The sequence below is a fragment of the Streptomyces sp. SD31 genome (assembly GCF_052068475.1).
GTDB lineage: Bacteria > Actinomycetota > Actinomycetes > Streptomycetales > Streptomycetaceae > Streptomyces.
Window position 1 is genome coordinate 105,584 of record NZ_JBQHCX010000023.1, and the last position, 16,565, is coordinate 122,148.

Genomic DNA, 16,565 nt, shown 5'->3' on the forward strand with positions numbered 1-16,565 from the left:
ATATGCTTCGGAGACTATTTCCCGTCGAACGAAGGGGTCAAGGGCGATGTCGGCTGGCGAGACGGGCGGCGGGGCGCAGGTCAAGTCCGCGGTACGGACGGTTGAACTGCTCGAATACTTCGCCGGACGCCCCGGCATGCACTCCCTCGCGTCGGTCCAGGAGGCCGTGGGATACCCCAAGTCCAGCCTCTACATGTTGCTGCGCACGCTCGTCGAGCTGGGCTGGGTGGAGACGGACGCGACGGGCACGCGGTACGGCATCGGCGTACGGGCACTGCTGGTCGGCACCTCCTACATCGACGGCGACGAGGTGGTCGCGGCGGCCCGTCCGACGCTGGACCGGCTGTCGGACGACACAACCGAGACCATCCACCTGGCCCGTCTGGACGGCACGAACGTCGTCTACCTGGCCACCCGCCAGTCCCAGCACTACCTGCGCCCCTTCACCCGGGTCGGCCGTCGCCTGCCCGCCCACTCGACCTCCCTCGGCAAGGCGCTGCTGAGCACCTACACGGACGAACAGGTCCGCAAGATGCTCCCGGAGACGCTCCCCGCGCTGACCGAGAACACCATCACCGACCGCGAGAAGCTCATCGAGGAGCTCCACCAGGTCCGCGAGCAGGGCTTCGCCGTCGACCGTGAGGAGAACACATTGGGGCTGCGCTGCTTCGGCGTCGCGATTCCGTACCGCACCCCGGCCCGCGACGCGATCAGCTGCTCGGTGCCGGTGGCCCGACTGACGCCCGCCCACGAGCAGATGGTCAAGGACGCGCTGTTCGACGCACGCGACAGACTGACGCTGGCCACGCGGAGGCTCTGACTCCGTCGCAGACCCAGATCTCGCCCGCAGACCCAGATCTCCCCCGCGGGCCCTGATCTCCCTCCTAGGCTCTGACCCCATGGATGTGGAACTCCGCGAGGTACACGACAGCGACCTGCCGGTCTTCTACCGGCAGATGAACGACCCCGAGGCCCTGCGCATGGCGGCCTTCACCCCCAAGGACCCGGCCGACCGGGACGCCTTCGACGCGCACTGGAAACGGATCCGGTCCTCGGACGCCGTGCTGCGGACGATCCTGGCCGACGGTGACGTGGTGGGCAGCACGGCGGTGTACGGGGAGCCGGGCGAGCGGGAGGTGACGTACTGGGGGACCGGGCGTACTGGGGGCGGGGCATCGCCACTGCCGCGCTGCGCGGGCTGCTCACCGAGGTCCCCGAGCGCCCGCTGTACGCCCGGGCGGCGGCGGACAACGCGGGCTCGCTGCGGGTGCTGCACAAGTGCGGATTCCGGGTGACCGCGCAGGCCAGGGGCTTCGCGAACGCGCGGGGCGAGGAGATCGACGAGGTCGTCCTCCACCTGGGGGGCTGAGGGCCTCTCCCCCGTCAGACGGAGACGGATCATCGCCGCGCAGGAGGTGCCGACGGGCGCTCTCGCGGGAGCGTGGCCGTATGACGCAGACACTCGCTCCCGCCCAGGAGACCGACCACGCCGTCGGGCTCGGCAGGTCCCGTCGCGCCCTGCGGGCCGTCGCCATCGTCTCCTGCCTGCCGTACCTCTCGCTCAAGATCGTCTGGATCGCCGGGAGCCGGATCGGCATCCCGGACGGCAGCTCCCTGCTGGAGCACCGGGCGACCATGGCTGTCGCCAACAGCGTCACCGTGCTCATGGACGCGGCCGTCATCGTGCTCGCGCTGGTGCTGACCCGGCCGTGGGGGCTGCGGGTGCCCGCGTGGCTGCTCGTCCTCCCCGCCTGGGTGGCCACCGGACTGCTCGCGCCGATCATGGCCGGGTTCCCGCTCCAGGTGCTCGTCGACGCGCTCGGCGGGCCCGCGAACACCACCGCAGCCGATGGTGAACCGTTCCTCGACGCCTGGGTCTTCGGGGTCGTCTACACCGGGTTCATCGTGCAGGGACTCAGCCTCGGCGCCCTGCTCGTGCTGTACGCCCGTGACCGCTGGGGCCGGCTGTGGGAGGGACGGATCTGGGAGCTTCCGGTCGGCCTCATCGGGGCGGCCCAGCGTGCCGTCGCCGTCGCGGCGGCCGGGTGCGGGCTGCCGCCGCTGACCGCCCACCTGCTGTGGGCGTGCGGCGGCACCACCGGGCTGGCCGAGGCCCACCTCGCCGACCGCACCAGTGGCTTCTACGTCATGGAGGCTCTGTCCGCCCTGTTCCTCGCCATGGCCGTCACCGGCGGCCTCCTCCTCGCCTTCCGGCGCGGCCGGGCGCTGCCCGTCGGACTGCCCCTCACCCTCGCCTGGGTCGGCTCCGCCGCCACGGTCTGCTGGGCGGGCTGGCTGTCGCTGGCCCCGCTCACCGACATCGCCGACGGCCCGACACCGGTGCTGAGCCTCACCTACGCTGGCCAGATGATCGTCGGCATCCTCGTCGCCTGCCTCGGCGTCCACTTCCTCGCGGAGCGCTCCGCGAGGCAGAAGTGCCGTACGGCATGAGTGAGTTCATCCGCCATCTGTTCGGGCGGCGGGCGCGCCGGCGCTGGATCCATCTGATCCTCGGCGGCGCGCTCGCCATGCCGTACGTCTTCGTCGGTCAGCTCGTCGTCGGCCCCGCCACCGACTCCAGGTACGTCTTCCAGGACCTGCCCCTGCAACTCCTCTCCTTCACCGTCGGGTTGCCCCTCGCCGCCCTCACCGCCGCCCTGTTCCCGCTGACCCGGTCCCTGGAGGCGGGTGCCGTGCGGTCGCTGTGCGGTGTCGACGCGGGGCTGCTCGCCCACGGCCCCGCCCGGACGCGGGCCGCGAAGGGGCGTACGGCGGCCTGGTTCACGCTGCATCTCGGGTTCGGCGGGATCATCTCGGGGATGTCGCTGGCGGTGCCGCCGTTCGCGGGCTTCCTCGCCGCACTGCCGCTGATCGTCCGGCTGGGCGGTGCCGAGGCCGTCGAGCTGCCCGAATCCCTCGACCAGCCCTGGGTGTTGGCGCTCGCGCCGGTCGCGGGCGTGGCGTCCCTGCTGGCGCTCGCCGGCTGCGCGGCCGCCTCCGGCGCGCTCCTCGCCCGCTGGGCGCCCGCGCTGCTCGGGCCCACGCCCGAGGACCGGCTCGCGGCGGCCGAGGCACGCGCCGCCGACCTCGCCGTGCGCAACCGGCTCGCGCGCGAACTGCACGACTCCGTGGGCCACGCCCTCAGCGCCGTCACCCTCCAGGCGAGCGCGGCCCGCCGACTCCTCGACACGGACCCGGAGTTCGTTCGCGAGGCCCTCGCCGCGATCGAGGACACCACCCGGCGCACGGTCGGCGAACTCGACGCCGTCCTGGGCGTGTTGAGAGACGGCGGCACACCCGGTACGGCTCCGGCGCCCACCCTCGCCGCCGACCTGGAGGGCCTGCTGCGCCGCACCCGCGCGGGCGGGGCGCGGGTGACCGCCACGGTCGAGGCCGACGCCGAAGCCCTGCCGCCCGTCCTGGCCCGCGAGGGCTACCGCATCGTGCAGGAGGGGCTGAGCAACGCCCTCAAGCACGCCGGTGACCAGGTGAGGGTGAGCTTGCGGATCGAGGTCGCCGACGAGCACCTGGAGATCACCGTCGAGAACCCCCTGGCCCACGCCTCCCCCTGCCGCCCCGGCGGCGGCCACGGCCTGCGCGGCATCGCCGACCGGGCGCGGCTGCTGGGCGGAACGGTGGAGGCGGGGACGGTGGAGGCGGGGACGGTGGAGGCGGGAGCGGCGGAGGCCGGGGCGGCAGCGACGGGACCGGCGAAGGCAGGCACGACGAAGGGCACCTGGCGACTGCACGTACGGCTGCCCATGAAGGGACCCGCATGACGAGCATGACGACCAGCCCACCCATCCGTATCGTCCTCGCCGACGACGAGCGCATGGTCCGCACCGCCCTGCGCGCCATCCTCTCCGCCGAGCCGGACCTGGAGGTGGTCGGTGAGGCGGCGACCGGCGCCGAGGCGGTGTCCGTGGTGCGGGAGCGGCGGCCCGACGTGGTCCTCATGGACGTCCGGATGCCGGAGATCGACGGCATCCGGGCCACCGAGCAGATCCTGGCCACGCTCGACGAACCTCCCCGCATCGTCGTCGTCACCACCTTCGAGAACGACTCCTATGTGTACGACGCCCTGCGCGCGGGAGCCGCCGGGTTCCTGTTGAAGCGGGCGGAGGCCGACGCGCTCGTCCAGGCCGTACGGCTGGTCTCGCGCACCGACACCCTGCTGTTCCCGTCGGCCGTCCGCAGCCTCGCGGCCGAGCACGCGCGCGCGTACCCCGCCCCGCCGCCCTGGGTGGCGAAGCTCACGGGCCGCGAGAGCGAGGTGCTGCGGCTGATGGCACAGGGCCTGACCAACGCGGAGATCGCGCGGCGCATGGAGGTCGGTCCGGCCACGGTGAAGTCGCATGTGGCTGCGGTGCTGGCCAAGACCGGCACCCGGGACCGCACACAGGCCGTGATCGCCGCGTACGAGGCGGGTTTCATGAACGCTCGATGAGAAAACAGGGCGGAAGGGAACGTTCCGTCCCATCCTGATCGTCTTCTTGAGTGGGATGAACAAGACGATCAGGCGGGCGTCCGTCTTCGCGCTGCTGCTGGTGTTCGCTCTGCTGGTCAGGGCGACCTGGGTGCAGTTCTACGAAGGCCAGGCGCTCGCGGACGACAAGGACAACCGGCGGAACACGATCGCGCTGTACAGCGAGCCGCTCGGCAACATCATCGTGGGCGGCGAAGCCATCACCGGCTCGGCGCCGACGAAGAGCGGTGACCTCGCGTACAAGCGGACGTACACCGACGGCGCGCTGTACTCGGCCGTGACCGGCTACAGCTCGCAGGCGTACGGAGCCACACAGTTGGAGGGCATCTACCAGGACCTGCTCGACGGCAGCGACAACCGCCTGAAAAGCGTGATGGACACGGTCACCGGCAAGCGGGCCGATCCGGGCAACGTGATCACGACGATCGACCCGGATGTGCAGAAGGCGGCGTACGACGCGCTCGGCGACAACAAGGGCGCCGCCGTCGCGATCGACCCCACCACCGGGAAGATCCTGGCGGTCGCCTCCACTCCGTCGTACGACCCGTCGCGGATCACCACGGGTGACTCCGCCGCCTGGAAGCAGCTGACCAAGGACGCCGACAAGCCGATGACGAACCGCGCGCTGCGCCAGCCGCTGCCGCCGGGTTCGACGTTCAAGCTGGTCGTGGCGGCGGCCGCGCTGGAGGACGGCCTGTACTCGTCGGTGGACGAGAAGACGGACAGTCCGGACCCGTACCCGCTGCCGCAGTCGAGCGACAAGCTGACGAACGAGAACCTGTCCGCCCCGTGCGAGAACGCCTCGATCCGGGTGGCGCTGCAGTACTCGTGCAACAACGTCTTCGGGAGCATGGCCGTCGCCCTGGGCCAGGACAAGGTCCGGGAGATGGCCGAGAAGTTCGGCTTCAACGACAAGGAGCAGGACGTGCCGGTGCGGGCGTACACCAGCGTGTACCCCTCCGACATGGACGACGCGTCGACCGCCCTGACCGGCATCGGCCAGTTCGACGTCACCGCCACCCCGCTCCAGATGGCCATGGTGTCGGCCGCCATAGCCAACGACGGCAAGCTGGTCTCGCCGCACATGGTGTCCCAGATCACCGACGGCGGCGGCGACGTCCTGGAGAACTACGACGACGACGCCGACACCAAGGAGATCGTCAGCTCCGACACGGCCGAGCAGCTCCAGTCGGCGATGCAGACGGTCGTGGAGAAGGGCACAGGCACGAACGCGCAGATCTCGGGCGCGACGGTGGGCGGCAAGACGGGCACGGCCCAGCACGGCGAGAACAACAGCAAGACGCCGTACGCCTGGTTCACGTCCTACGGGAAGGCCGACGGCAAGGAGGTCGCCGTGGCGGTGATCGTCGAGCAGTCGAACGCGGCGCGCTCGGAGGTCAGCGGTAACGGGCTGGCGGCGCCGGTGGCCAAGGCCGTGATGGAGGCCGCGCTGAAGAACTAGCGAAGGGCCCCGGCTCAACACCGGGGCTCTTCCCTACTTCACGCCCAGGATCTGCTCGATCGGGTTGATGGCGAAGTACACCAGGAACAGCACCGAGGTCCCCCACAGCAACCAGTGGATCTCCTTCGCCTTCCCCAGCACGACCTTGATCACGACGTAGGCGAGGAACCCTGCCCCGATGCCGTTGGTGATCGAGTACGTGAACGGCATCACGGCGATGGTCAGGAACGCCGGGATGGCGATCTCGTACTTGTCCCAGTCGATGTGCTTGACCTGGGTCATCATCAGGAAGCCGACGGCGACGAGGGCGGGGGCCGCGGCCTGGAGCGGGACGATCGTGAGCAGCGGGGTCAGGAAGAGGGCCAGGGCGAACATGCCGCCGGTGATCAGGTTGGCAAAGCCCGTGCGCGCGCCCTCGCCGACGCCCGCCGCCGACTCGATGTAGGAGGTCGCGGAGGACGACGAGGCCGCACCGCCGGCGGCCGCCGCGGCGCCGTCGATCAGCAGCACCCGGCCGAGGTTGGGCACCTTGCCCTGTTCGTCGAGGAGACCGGCCTCCGCGCTGATGCCGACGACCGTGCCCATGGTGTCGAAGAAGTCGGACAGGATCAGCGTGAAGATCAGCAGGACGACGGTGATGGCCGTGGTCTCGCCGAACGCGCCGAACAGGCTGAAGTCGCCGATGAGTCCGAAGTCGGGGGTGTCGACCACCTTGTCCGGCCAGGCCGGTGTGGTCAGACCCCAGGCCTTGATGTCGGCGATCGAGTTGATGACCATCGCGACGACCGTCATGGTGACGATGCTGATCAGGATGGCGCCCTTCACCTTGCGGGCGAGCAGGGCGATCGTCAGCAGGACTCCGAGGCAGAAGACGAGCATCGGCCACCCGGTGAGCTGGCCGGTGCCGCCCAGCTGAACCGGCACGGTGGTGTTCGCGGCGTCCGGGATGCGGCTGACGAACCCGGCGTCGACGAAGCCGATGAAGGCGATGAACAGGCCGATGCCGACGCTGATGGCCTGCTTGAGCGGTTGCGGGATGGCGTGCATGACGGCCTCGCGCAGACCGGTGACCACGAGCACGCAGATCAGCAGGCCTTCGAGGACGACCAGGCCCATCGCGTCGTCCCAGGACATCAACGGGGCGATCTGGAAGGCGACAACGGCATTGAGGCCCAGGCCGGCGGCGAGCGCGAGCGGGAGGTTGCCGCCGACACCCATGATGATCGTCATGACGGCGGCCACCAGGGCGGTGGCGGTGGTGAGTTGGACCGCGTCCAGCTGGTCGCCGAACTTGTCCTTCGCGCTGCCGAGAATGATGGGATTCAGGACAAGGATGTAGGCCATCGTGAAGAACGTGGCGAAGCCGCCGCGTATCTCACGGGCGAAGGTGGACCCCCGTGCGGAGATCTTGAAGAACCGGTCGACGCTGTTCACGCCTGGTGGCGGGGCACTTGGCCGGTCGGTCACCTTCTGGGATTCGGACATGGCGGTCGCTCCTTGTTGCCTGACTGATCGGTGTGCGGATGCTGGCTGGATTGTTCCCGCGTTGAACGCGTTTCAGGTTTTCTCCGTGTTACGGAATCAGTGCTGCTCACCGTACGGCCTGCCATACGGCGTTCGAAGCTCTGTACGACCAAGCACTCGATCACTGCTACGCTTCCGGATCTCCATTCCGGATGACCTCCGGACGATCACATGTCATTCACATGGCACGCACAGGCAGGAGGGGGATCACCCGTGGGCACGGTCGTCGACGACACCGCCTCCGTGGAGTTCCACGCCTTCTTCGAACGCCACTACGCCGAACTGTCCCGCCTCGCCCATCTGTTGACGGGCGAGGCGGACGCCGCGGACGATCTGGCGGCGGACGCCTTGCTGGCGCTGTGGCACCGCTGGGACCGGGTACGCGCGGCCGACCATCCGGTGGCCTACGCGCGCGGGGTGGTCGCCAATCTGGCCCGCACGAAAATCCGCAGCGCGGTCCGGGAACGGCGGCGCATCGCCCTGTTCTGGTCGCAACGCGAGGAGAAGACGGAGAACCCGGACGTCGCGGGCGTCGTCGATGTCCAGGAGGCGTTGCGTAGACTCCCGTTCCGCAAACGCGCCTGTGTGGTGCTGCGGCACGCCTTCGACCTGTCCGAGAAGGACACCGCCCTCGCCCTGGGCGTCTCGGTCGGTACGGTGAAGAGCCAGACCTCGAAGGGCATGGCCGAGTTGCAGCGGCTGCTCGGGGCACAGGGAGCTCCGCTCAGGGTGCACGCGGCGATGGTGCGCACCGGTGACACCGGAGGAAGGGACCGATGACGATGCGGCGGGACGTGCACGACGAGCTGCGCGCCCGGCTGCACCAGGCGGCCGAGGCGCACGAGCCCGACCGGGAGCGGATGCTGGCCCGGATCGAGCGCGGGATGAGCGAACAGACCCGCCCCGACCACCGGGCGACCCGTCCGCCGGTCTACGGCTGGTTCCGGGTGGTGACCGCCACGGCCGCGGTCGCCGGTGTCCTCGCGGTCGGCGGGTACGCGGTCGCGTCCGCCGTGAAGGAGGACACCCCGCAGCAGACGGTGGCGACCTCGCCGACGCCCACGCCGTCGCCGGACGCGACGAGCCGCGCGCCGGTGCCGCCCGTGAACCCCACGCCGGAGAAACCGCGGCAGACGCCCGAGCCGAGCAGGTCCCCCTCGCAGCAGCCGTCCGTGACCGCCCCGCTGCCGGCCGCCGAGGGCGCGGAGGACGGCCCGCTGTGGTCGGACGGCTCGGTGGACCCGCACAGCAACGACTTCTGGGCGCAGAGCAATCTCACCCTCAAGACGAGCGAGCAGCTCACCGCGCTCACCGTACGATTGAAGGTCGCCCAGACCGGCGGGGTCACCTCGGCCGGCGCCTGGCGCTCGCTGCCCGAGGACGACTTCACGCTGACGGTCGAGGAGAAGGACGGCTTCCTCGTCTACACCTGGGTGCTCAAGGAGGGCCGTACGGTCCGCGCGGGCGAGTGGGTGTTCGCGGGGCAGTACGACCATGAGCGCGGCGGCCGGGACGCCAAGGACGACAGCTATGCGATGACGGCCACGGCGGGCGGCGAACAGCTGTCCGTGGCGGGCGACTTCGCAGATCACGACGACAACTCCGCTACAGATGAAGGGGATTCGTAAAAGAATCCCGAGCGCGCGGCAACCCTTCCTTCACCCGGGGGCGACCAAGAGTCGCAACGATCCCCCCACGCAAGGAATCGGGTAATGACAGCACGAGCCGAACAGCGCGTCAGCCACCGCCGCAAGGTCACGAAGCGGCGGGCGGTGATCGCCGGAGCCTCGGCCCTGGGCATCACGGGTGCCGCGATCGTCACGACGACGATGCTGTCCACCGCCGGTGCCACCGCCTCCTGGCCGACGGCCAAGGGCAAGCAGGCCGTGACCAGCACGATCAAGGTCTCCGGCACGCTTGACGGTGGCTACAAGGAGTACTACGGCAGCGGCGCCCTGGGCGGCAACGGCCAGGAAGAGGGCCAGGACCCGATCTTCCAGCTGGCGGACGGCGCCGTTCTGAAGAACGTGATCCTCGGCAGTCCGGCCGCCGACGGCGTGCACTGCCTGGGCAGCTGCACGCTGCGGAACGTGTGGTGGAACGACGTCGGCGAGGACGCGGCGACGTTCAAGGGCAAGTCGTCCTCGGCCGTGTACGCGGTCTACGGCGGCGGCGCGAAGAACGGGTCGGACAAGGTCCTCCAGTTCAACGGCGCGGGCAAGCTGGTCGTCAGCAAGTTCCAGGTGGCGGGCTCGGGCAAGCTGGTGCGCAGTTGCGGAAACTGCTCCACGCAGTACAAGCGCACGATCATCATCAACGACGTGGACGTCACCGCGCCGATGAACTCGATCGTCGGCATCAACGCCAACTACGGCGACACGGCCGCCCTGCGCAAGGTCCGCATCCACGGCGACAGCGGCAAGAAGATCAAGACCTGCGTCCGCTTCAAGGGCAACAGCTCGGGCGACGAGCCGACGGAAATCGGCACCGGCGCTGACGGAACCTCCTGCAAGTTCTCGTCATCTGACATCACGTACCAGTGAGTGAACGTTCAAGCACCTCCCCCGGGGCGTCTCCCGGGCCATCCCCCGGAGCACGACCTGTGAGCACGCACAAGAGAAGCCTCACCCGCAGGCGGGTCCTCGGGGCCTCCGCGATCGGCGTCGCCGCCACCGGTGCCGCCGTCGCGGGCGGCACCGGCCTCCTCTCCTCCGCCTCCGCCGCGACCTTCGGCTACAAGGACGACGGTTCCCACTACGTCATCGACACCGGAGCCTCGCTCGTCCTCAAGGTCTCCAAGTCGACCGGCGACCTGACGTCCCTCGTGTACAAGGGCAAGGAGTACGAGGGGTACGGCGGCAAGCACTCGCACGTCGAGTCCGGGCTGGGCGCGTCCACGGTGACGATCAAGCAGTCGGGCTCGACGATCCTGGTGAAGGTCGTACACGGGGCGATCACCCAGTGGTACGCGGCGCGCAGCGGCCAGAACAACGTCTACCTGTGGACGAACAAGGCCGACGCCTCCTTCACGGCGACTCGCTTCCTCGTCCGTCTGAAGCCGGGGATCTTCCCCAACGAAGGCCCGGACACCTGGATCGAGGCCTCCGACAAGGTCATCGAGGCCGGGGACGTCTGGAAGCGCGCGGACGGTACGACCCACTCCAAGCACTACTCGGGCAAGCGCGTCATCGACTACGACCACGTCGGCTTCACCACCGGCTCGGTCGGTCTGTGGCTGGTGCGCTCCAACCACGAGAAGGCGTCGGGCGGACCGTTCTACCGCTCACTGCTGCGCCACTCGAACGACCTGGGCGCCGGCCTCTACGAGATCCTGCACTACAACCAGGCACAGACGGAGCCGGAGCGCTTCGGTCTCCAGGGCCCGTACGTGCTGTCGTTCACGGACGGCGGGGCACCGTCGTCGTCCCTCTTCCACGCGCGACTCGACACCTCCTGGGTGGACGGCCTCGGCATCACCGGCTGGGTCGGCGCGTCCGGTCGCGGCAAGGTGGCGGGCGTGGGCCTGAAGGGCATGGACGCGAAGTACGCGTACACCGTGGGCTTCGCGAACGAGGACGCGCAGTACTGGGCGAAGGCCGCGGCCGGGTCGGGGGCGTTCTCCTGCAAGGGGATGCTGCCGGGGACGTACACGATGACCGTCTACAAGGGCGAACTCGCCGTGCACAGCGGCAGGGTGAAGGTGACCGCGGGCGCCGCGACGTCGCTGCACAGCATCACCATCGCCGGCGACCCGTCGGCCGCCAAGGCCATCTGGCGGCTCGGCGACTGGGACGGCACGCCCGGCGGGTTCAAGAACGCCGAGCTGATGACGTACGCGCATCCGTCCGACGGGCGCGCGGCGAAGTGGACGGGGAACGTCACGATCGGCGGCGGCAGCGAGGCCGCGGCCTTCCCGGCGTACCTGTGGAAGGACGTCAACGACGGTGTCCTGGTCTACTTCAAGCTGACCAAGGAGCAGGCCGCGGCGGCGCACACCCTGCGGGTCGGGGTGACGGACGCGTTCCTGAACGGCCGGCCGCGCATCGCCGTGAACGACTGGGTCTCGGCCGCCCCCACAGCTCCCACACAACCCTCGACGCGTTCCCTCACCACGGGTTCCTACCGCGGGAACAACCACACGTTCGTCTTCAACGTCCCTAAGAGTGCGTGGAAGACGGACACGACCCAGTACAACGTCCTGAGGATCAACATCGTCAGTGGTTCGAGCGGCTCGGCCCACCTCAGCCCGGGCACCTCGTTCGACTGTCTGGACCTGCTGACCTGAGCCCCCCTCGGTCAGCAGTGGAACGCCCCCGCCGGTGACGACCGGCGGGGGCGTTCGCGGCAGTCAGTTCATCGTCGACCCGATCGTCGCCGACCCCGTCGTCAGGAACGTGGTCGACGGCAACGCCCCGCTCGCCTGCCGGGAGGCATACGCCGTTGTCGCGTCCTTCGACTTGAAGGACGGGGTCGCCACCCCGTTGTCCCAGTTGTTCGCCGCGCTGACGGTCGACGACCCCAGCTTGGACAGCCCGCCTTTGTTGCTCACCGCGAGATTGCGGGCGAGGCGCGCCTTGCCGGTGGCGAAGTAGAAGCCGGAGGCGGTGTTGGCGTAGGCGGTGTTGCGGTTGAGGGCGATCGCCCCGGTGTTGGAGTTCTCCGTGAAGCCGTGCAGCGTGTTGTCCCAGGCCGCGTTGTTGTTGACGACGTGTGCGACGGAGGCCCCTCCGCCGCCCAGCTTGAAGCCGTTGCCGTTGCCCTCGAAGGCGGAGTCGGCCCAGCGGTTCTTGCCGTTGCCGAAGGCCCAGGTGTGCTCGACGGTGACCGGCGAGGAGAACTGCCAGAGGTCGAGACCGTCATCGGAATTGTTGTACAGGCGCGCCCCGGTGAGCTTGTTGCCCGTTCCGGAGCCGAACTTGATGGCGATCCCGTCGGCGTTCTGACCGTGCCCGGACGGGTCGTAGTTGCCGTGACTGTCCAGGTTCTGCACGAGGTTGTTCGTCGTACCGTCGCCGCGCAGGGTGAAGCCGGAGTCGCCGTTGTTCGCGGTGACCAGGTTCTTGAAGACGCCGCCCACCGACGAGGTGGCGACGAAGCCCTGGGCCGGGGCGTTGACGAAGGTGAGGTTCTGGACGGTCCAGTAGTCGCCGTAGATCCCGGCCAGCCAGGAGCCGGCGGGCAGCTTGGCGCCGTCGATCCTCACCTTCTCGCTGCCGTACGCCTGCAGCGTGATCCGGGCCGAACCGGTGCCGTTCGCCGTGGACTTGAGGGTGGCGGTCGGCTGGTAGGTGCCGCCGCGGACCTGGATGGCCGTACCGGCGGTGGCGTTCTTGACGGCCGACTCCAGCTGAGCGGTGGTGGACACGGTGACCGTCGTCGCGGCGGCCTCGGCACCACCGTCGGAGAGGCCGACGCAGACGCCGCCCGCCCCCGACGCCACGGCGATCGCCGCGGCGATGGACAAGGTACGGGTCCTGCGGTGACGGCCGGTGCTCAAGCGCACGGAGCGTTCCTTTCCTGGGGAATGGGGCCGAAGCGGGCCGGAGGGGCCGCCCCGGCCCGCTTCTGGCATCTGGTCGCCGCCGCGACCAGGAAGGTTGCCGCACCCCGCCGAAAGCGAGCGAAACTTTCGGTCCCCGTCCGTCACCTGCGCACCGATTGACGCCCTGTCCCCCACCGATGACACTCCGAGTCAGCCGAACAAACAGAACCCCCCACCCGAACCCCCAGACTCACACAGGATGTGTCATGCGCCCCCGCACCGCCCGCACGCTCCTGACCCCACTGATCCCCCTCCTGGCTCTCCTGCTCGGCCTGCTGGCCGCACCCCCCAGTACCGCGAACTCCGGAGCACCACCCGTGACACAGCCCGTCAGCCAGCCCAAGTACGCCGGTTATCTCTTCGCCTACTTCACCGGCGAGGGCACCGCCGACGGCGAGCAGATCCGCTACGCCCTCAGCCGCGGCAACGACGCGCTGCACTGGCGGGAGCTGAACGCCGGCAAGCCGGTCCTCACGTCCACGATCGGGGAGAAGGGCCTGCGCGACCCGTTCGTGATCCGCTCCCCCGAGGGCGACAAGTTCTACATGATCGCGACCGACCTGCGGATGTACCGGAACAGCAGCGGCAGTTGGGACCAGGTCCAGCGGCACGGCAGCAAGTCGATCATGGTCTGGGAGTCCACCGACCTGGTCCACTGGACTGACCAGCGCCTGGTGAAGGTCTCCCCCGACAACGCGGGCAACACCTGGGCGCCGGAGGCGTACTGGGACGACAGCCTGGGTGAGTTCGTCGTCTTCTGGGCGTCGAAGCTGTACGCCGACGACGACCCCGACCACACCGGATCGACGTACAACAAGATGCTGTACGCGACCACGAAGGACTTCCGCACCTTCAGCGCGCCGAAGGTCTGGGACGACCCCGGCTACTCGGTCATCGACTCGACCGTGGTCAAGCACAAGGACACCTACTACCGCTACACCAAGGACGAGCGGGACCCGAGCTCCTCCAGCCCCTGCTCGAAGTTCATCACCGCGGAGAAGTCGACGAGCCTGACCGACACGTCGTACGACTTCGTGGCCGACTGCATCGGCAGCGGCGCGATGGACCGGGGCGAGGGTCCGACGGTGTTCAAGTCGAACACCGAGGAGAAGTGGTACCTGTTCATCGACGAGTACGGCGGCCGCGGCTACCTCCCCTTCGAGACGACCGACCTCGACTCGGGCAAGTGGACCCCGTCCACCGACTACCAGCTGCCCGCAAGTCCCCGGCACGGCACGGTGATTCCGGTGACGCAGGCGGAGTACGACCGACTGCTGGCCGCGTACCCCGCGAGCCCGGCCTCGGTCGTGGACGCGACGGCGCGGGACCAGAAGGGGTACGCGATCGTCACCGAGAGCGCCTCCAAGGTCGTACTCCCGATGCGGCCGGACGCCGACCTCGGGCGCCTCGCCCCGAAGCTGTGGGTCGGTGAGGGCGCGACGGTCAGCCCACGCTCCGGCACCCGGCGCGACTTCCGCAAGCCGCAGACGTACACGGTGACCGCGGCGGACGGCACGAAGCGCACCTGGACGGTCGAGGCGGTACGGACCGGCAGTCCCGTCCTGCCGGGCCTCAACGCCGACCCGGACGTGCACTACCTCGACGGCGAGTACTGGATCTACCCGACGACCGACGGCTTCCAGGGCTGGAGCGGGACCAAGTTCAAGGCGTACTCGTCGAAGGACCTGGTCCACTGGAAGGACCACGGCGTGATCCTGGACCTGGGGCCGGACGTGAGCTGGGCCGACAAGTACGCCTGGGCGCCCGCGATCGCCGAGCGCGACGGCAAGTACTACTTCTACTTCTGCGCCGAGCAGCAGATCGGCGTGGCGGTGGCCGACTCGCCGGCCGGACCGTTCAAGGACGCGCTGGGCAAGCCGCTGGTCGCCAAGGGCGGTGCGCTCAAGGGCCAGATGATCGACCCGGCCGTCTTCACGGACGACGACGGGACGTCGTATCTCTACTGGGGCAACGGGCACGGGTACGTGGTCCCGCTGAACGACGACATGGTGTCGTACGACGCGTCGAAGGTGCAGGACATCACGCCCGACAACTTCCGCGAGGGCTCCTTCGTGATCAAGCGGAAGGGCACCTACTACTTCATGTGGTCCGAGGACGACACCCGCAGCGAGAACTACCACGTCGCCTACGCCACGGGGCCGTCCCCGCTCGGCCCGTGGACCAAGCGGGGCACCATCCTGCAGAAGCGTCCCGAGTACGGGATCCTCGGCACGGGTCACCACTCCGTGGTCAACGCCCCCGGCACCGACGACTGGTACGTCGTCTACCACCGGTTCGCCCTGAACGGCCCCGGCAGGCCGGGCGGTGACGGCATGCACCGCGAGACGACCATCGACCGGATGCGCTTCGCGGCCGACGACACGATCGAGCCGGTGGTGCCGACGCTGGAGGGGATCAAGCCCGCACGGCGGTAGCTCAGTTCATCGTCGCCCCGATGGTGGTGCTGCCCGTGGTCAGGAACGTGGTCACGGGCAGCGCTCCGTTGGACTGCCGGGCGTTGTACGTGCTCGACGCGTCCGTCGACCGGAAGGCCGGGGTCGATGTCCCGGAGTCCCAGTTGTTGCCGGCCGACACCACCGACGAGCCCTTGCTCACCGTGCCGCTGCCGTTGCGCACGGCGAGGTTCTTGCCGAGCCGGGCCGCACCGGTGGCGAAGTAGTAGCCCCACTTGGCGTTGGCGTAGGCCGTGGTGCGGTTGATGACGATCGCGCCCTTGTTGCTGTTCTCGGTGAAGCCGTTGCCGGCGTTGTCCCAGGCGGCGGAGTTGTTGACGACGTGCGCGACGACCTCGCCGTCGCCGCCCAGCTTGTAGCCGTTGCCGTCGCCCGCGAAGGCGGAGTCGGACCAGCGGTTCTTGCCGTTGCCGAAGGCCCAGGTGTGCTCGACGGTGACCGGCGAGGAGAAGGACCAGAAGTCCAGACCGTCGTCCGAGTTGTTGTAGAGGCGGGCCCCGGTGATCAGGTTTCCGGTGCCGGAGCCGAACTTCACGGCGATGCCGTCGGCGTTCTCACCGTGAGTGGCGGCGTCGTAGTGGCCGTAGGAGTCGATGTTCCGGACGGTGTTGTTGACCGTACCGTCGCCGGTGAGCGTGAAGCCGGAGTCGCCGCCGTTGATGGTCTTGATGTTGTTCCAGTTGGTGCCGGTGCAGGACTGGCAGACGACCGCGCTGTCCGGGGAGTTCTGGAAGGTGATGTTGGAGACGTTCCAGTAGTCGGCGGTCAGCTTGAGGATCCAGTCGCCGCCGGGGAGGTTCGAGCCGTCGATCTTCACGGTCTCCGAGCCGTACGCGGTGAGTGTGACCGGCGACGACGAGGTGCCGTTGGCCGTGGACTGCAGGGTGGCCGTCGGGTAGTAGGTGCCGCCGCGGACCTGGATGACGGTGCCGGCGGTGGCGCTGGACAGCGCGCTGGACAGTTCGGCCGAGGTGTCGACCACGACGGTCGCGGCCTGGGCCTGGGTGGGGAGGACGGCCAGGCCGGCGCCCAGGGTGAGGGCCGCCATGGTGGCGAGTGCGGTACGACGAGACATGG

Annotated in this window: 13 protein-coding genes and 1 pseudogene; 11 read left to right on the forward strand and 3 right to left on the reverse strand. The window is 69.3% G+C overall.

The features are described 5' to 3' along the window. Window positions 1-46: 46 nt before the first annotated feature. The 6 genes and pseudogenes from ACTMVF_RS38135 to ACTMVF_RS38160 all read left to right on the forward strand — a co-directional run bounded on the left by ACTMVF_RS38135 (window position 47) and on the right by ACTMVF_RS38160 (window position 5,948). Entirely contained in the window at window positions 47-820 is a 774-nt protein-coding gene (locus ACTMVF_RS38135) for an IclR family transcriptional regulator (RefSeq protein ID WP_004002235.1), read from the forward strand. Window positions 821-899: 79 nt separating this feature from the next. Then, window positions 900-1,369 (forward strand): annotated as a pseudogene (locus ACTMVF_RS38140) (GNAT family N-acetyltransferase). Window positions 1,370-1,449: 80 nt separating this feature from the next. Next, entirely contained in the window at window positions 1,450-2,451 is a 1,002-nt protein-coding gene (locus tag ACTMVF_RS38145; RefSeq protein WP_441275669.1) for a hypothetical protein, read from the forward strand. After that, complete coding sequence (locus ACTMVF_RS38150; RefSeq protein WP_441275670.1) at window positions 2,448-3,779, forward strand: sensor histidine kinase; 1,332 nt, start codon at window positions 2,448-2,450, stop codon at window positions 3,777-3,779. Before ACTMVF_RS38145 ends, ACTMVF_RS38150 begins: the two co-directional genes overlap by 4 nt. A 5-nt stretch (window positions 3,780-3,784) precedes the next feature. Further along, on the forward strand, window positions 3,785-4,447 hold the full coding sequence (locus ACTMVF_RS38155; protein ID WP_441275749.1) for a response regulator: 663 nt from the start codon (window positions 3,785-3,787) through the stop codon (window positions 4,445-4,447). A gap of 55 nt (window positions 4,448-4,502) precedes the next feature. Further along, the gene (locus ACTMVF_RS38160) at window positions 4,503-5,948 is read left to right on the forward strand and encodes a peptidoglycan D,D-transpeptidase FtsI family protein (RefSeq protein ID WP_441275671.1); all 1,446 of its coding nucleotides are present in this window, start codon (window positions 4,503-4,505) and stop codon (window positions 5,946-5,948) included. A 33-nt stretch (window positions 5,949-5,981) separates the two neighbouring features. Here the strand turns inward: ACTMVF_RS38160 and ACTMVF_RS38165 are convergent, their stop codons facing one another. Continuing rightward, window positions 5,982-7,433, reverse strand: coding sequence for an NCS2 family permease (locus ACTMVF_RS38165; protein ID WP_441275672.1), 1,452 nt, complete (start codon window positions 7,431-7,433; stop codon window positions 5,982-5,984). A 252-nt stretch (window positions 7,434-7,685) separates the two neighbouring features. Between ACTMVF_RS38165 and ACTMVF_RS38170 the strand changes: the two genes are divergently transcribed. From ACTMVF_RS38170 to ACTMVF_RS38185, 4 genes are all read left to right on the forward strand, one after another. After that, window positions 7,686-8,252, forward strand: coding sequence for a SigE family RNA polymerase sigma factor (locus ACTMVF_RS38170; RefSeq protein ID WP_441275673.1), 567 nt, complete (start codon window positions 7,686-7,688; stop codon window positions 8,250-8,252). After that, window positions 8,249-9,100: a hypothetical protein gene (locus tag ACTMVF_RS38175; RefSeq protein WP_441275674.1), complete on the forward strand. Its 852-nt coding sequence runs from the start codon at window positions 8,249-8,251 to the stop codon at window positions 9,098-9,100. The genes ACTMVF_RS38170 and ACTMVF_RS38175 overlap by 4 nt, the downstream gene beginning before the upstream one ends. A gap of 84 nt (window positions 9,101-9,184) precedes the next feature. Beyond that, on the forward strand, window positions 9,185-10,015 hold the full coding sequence (locus ACTMVF_RS38180; RefSeq protein ID WP_441275675.1) for a pectate lyase: 831 nt from the start codon (window positions 9,185-9,187) through the stop codon (window positions 10,013-10,015). Between the two features lie 59 nt (window positions 10,016-10,074). Further along, entirely contained in the window at window positions 10,075-11,757 is a 1,683-nt protein-coding gene (locus tag ACTMVF_RS38185; RefSeq protein WP_441275676.1) for a rhamnogalacturonan lyase B N-terminal domain-containing protein, read from the forward strand. Between the two features lie 63 nt (window positions 11,758-11,820). Here ACTMVF_RS38185 and ACTMVF_RS38190 read toward each other — a convergent pair whose 3' ends face one another. Then, entirely contained in the window at window positions 11,821-12,975 is a 1,155-nt protein-coding gene (locus tag ACTMVF_RS38190) for a right-handed parallel beta-helix repeat-containing protein (RefSeq protein WP_441275677.1), read from the reverse strand. Between the two features lie 245 nt (window positions 12,976-13,220). Here ACTMVF_RS38190 and ACTMVF_RS38195 point away from each other — a divergent pair, with 245 nt between their 5' ends. Then, window positions 13,221-15,449, forward strand: a complete 2,229-nt coding sequence (locus ACTMVF_RS38195; protein WP_441275678.1) for a family 43 glycosylhydrolase — start codon at window positions 13,221-13,223, stop codon at window positions 15,447-15,449. A gap of 1 nt (window position 15,450) precedes the next feature. Here the strand turns inward: ACTMVF_RS38195 and ACTMVF_RS38200 are convergent, their stop codons facing one another. Further along, window positions 15,451-16,563: a right-handed parallel beta-helix repeat-containing protein gene (locus ACTMVF_RS38200; protein ID WP_441275679.1), complete on the reverse strand. Its 1,113-nt coding sequence runs from the start codon at window positions 16,561-16,563 to the stop codon at window positions 15,451-15,453. Window positions 16,564-16,565 lie beyond the last annotated feature (2 nt).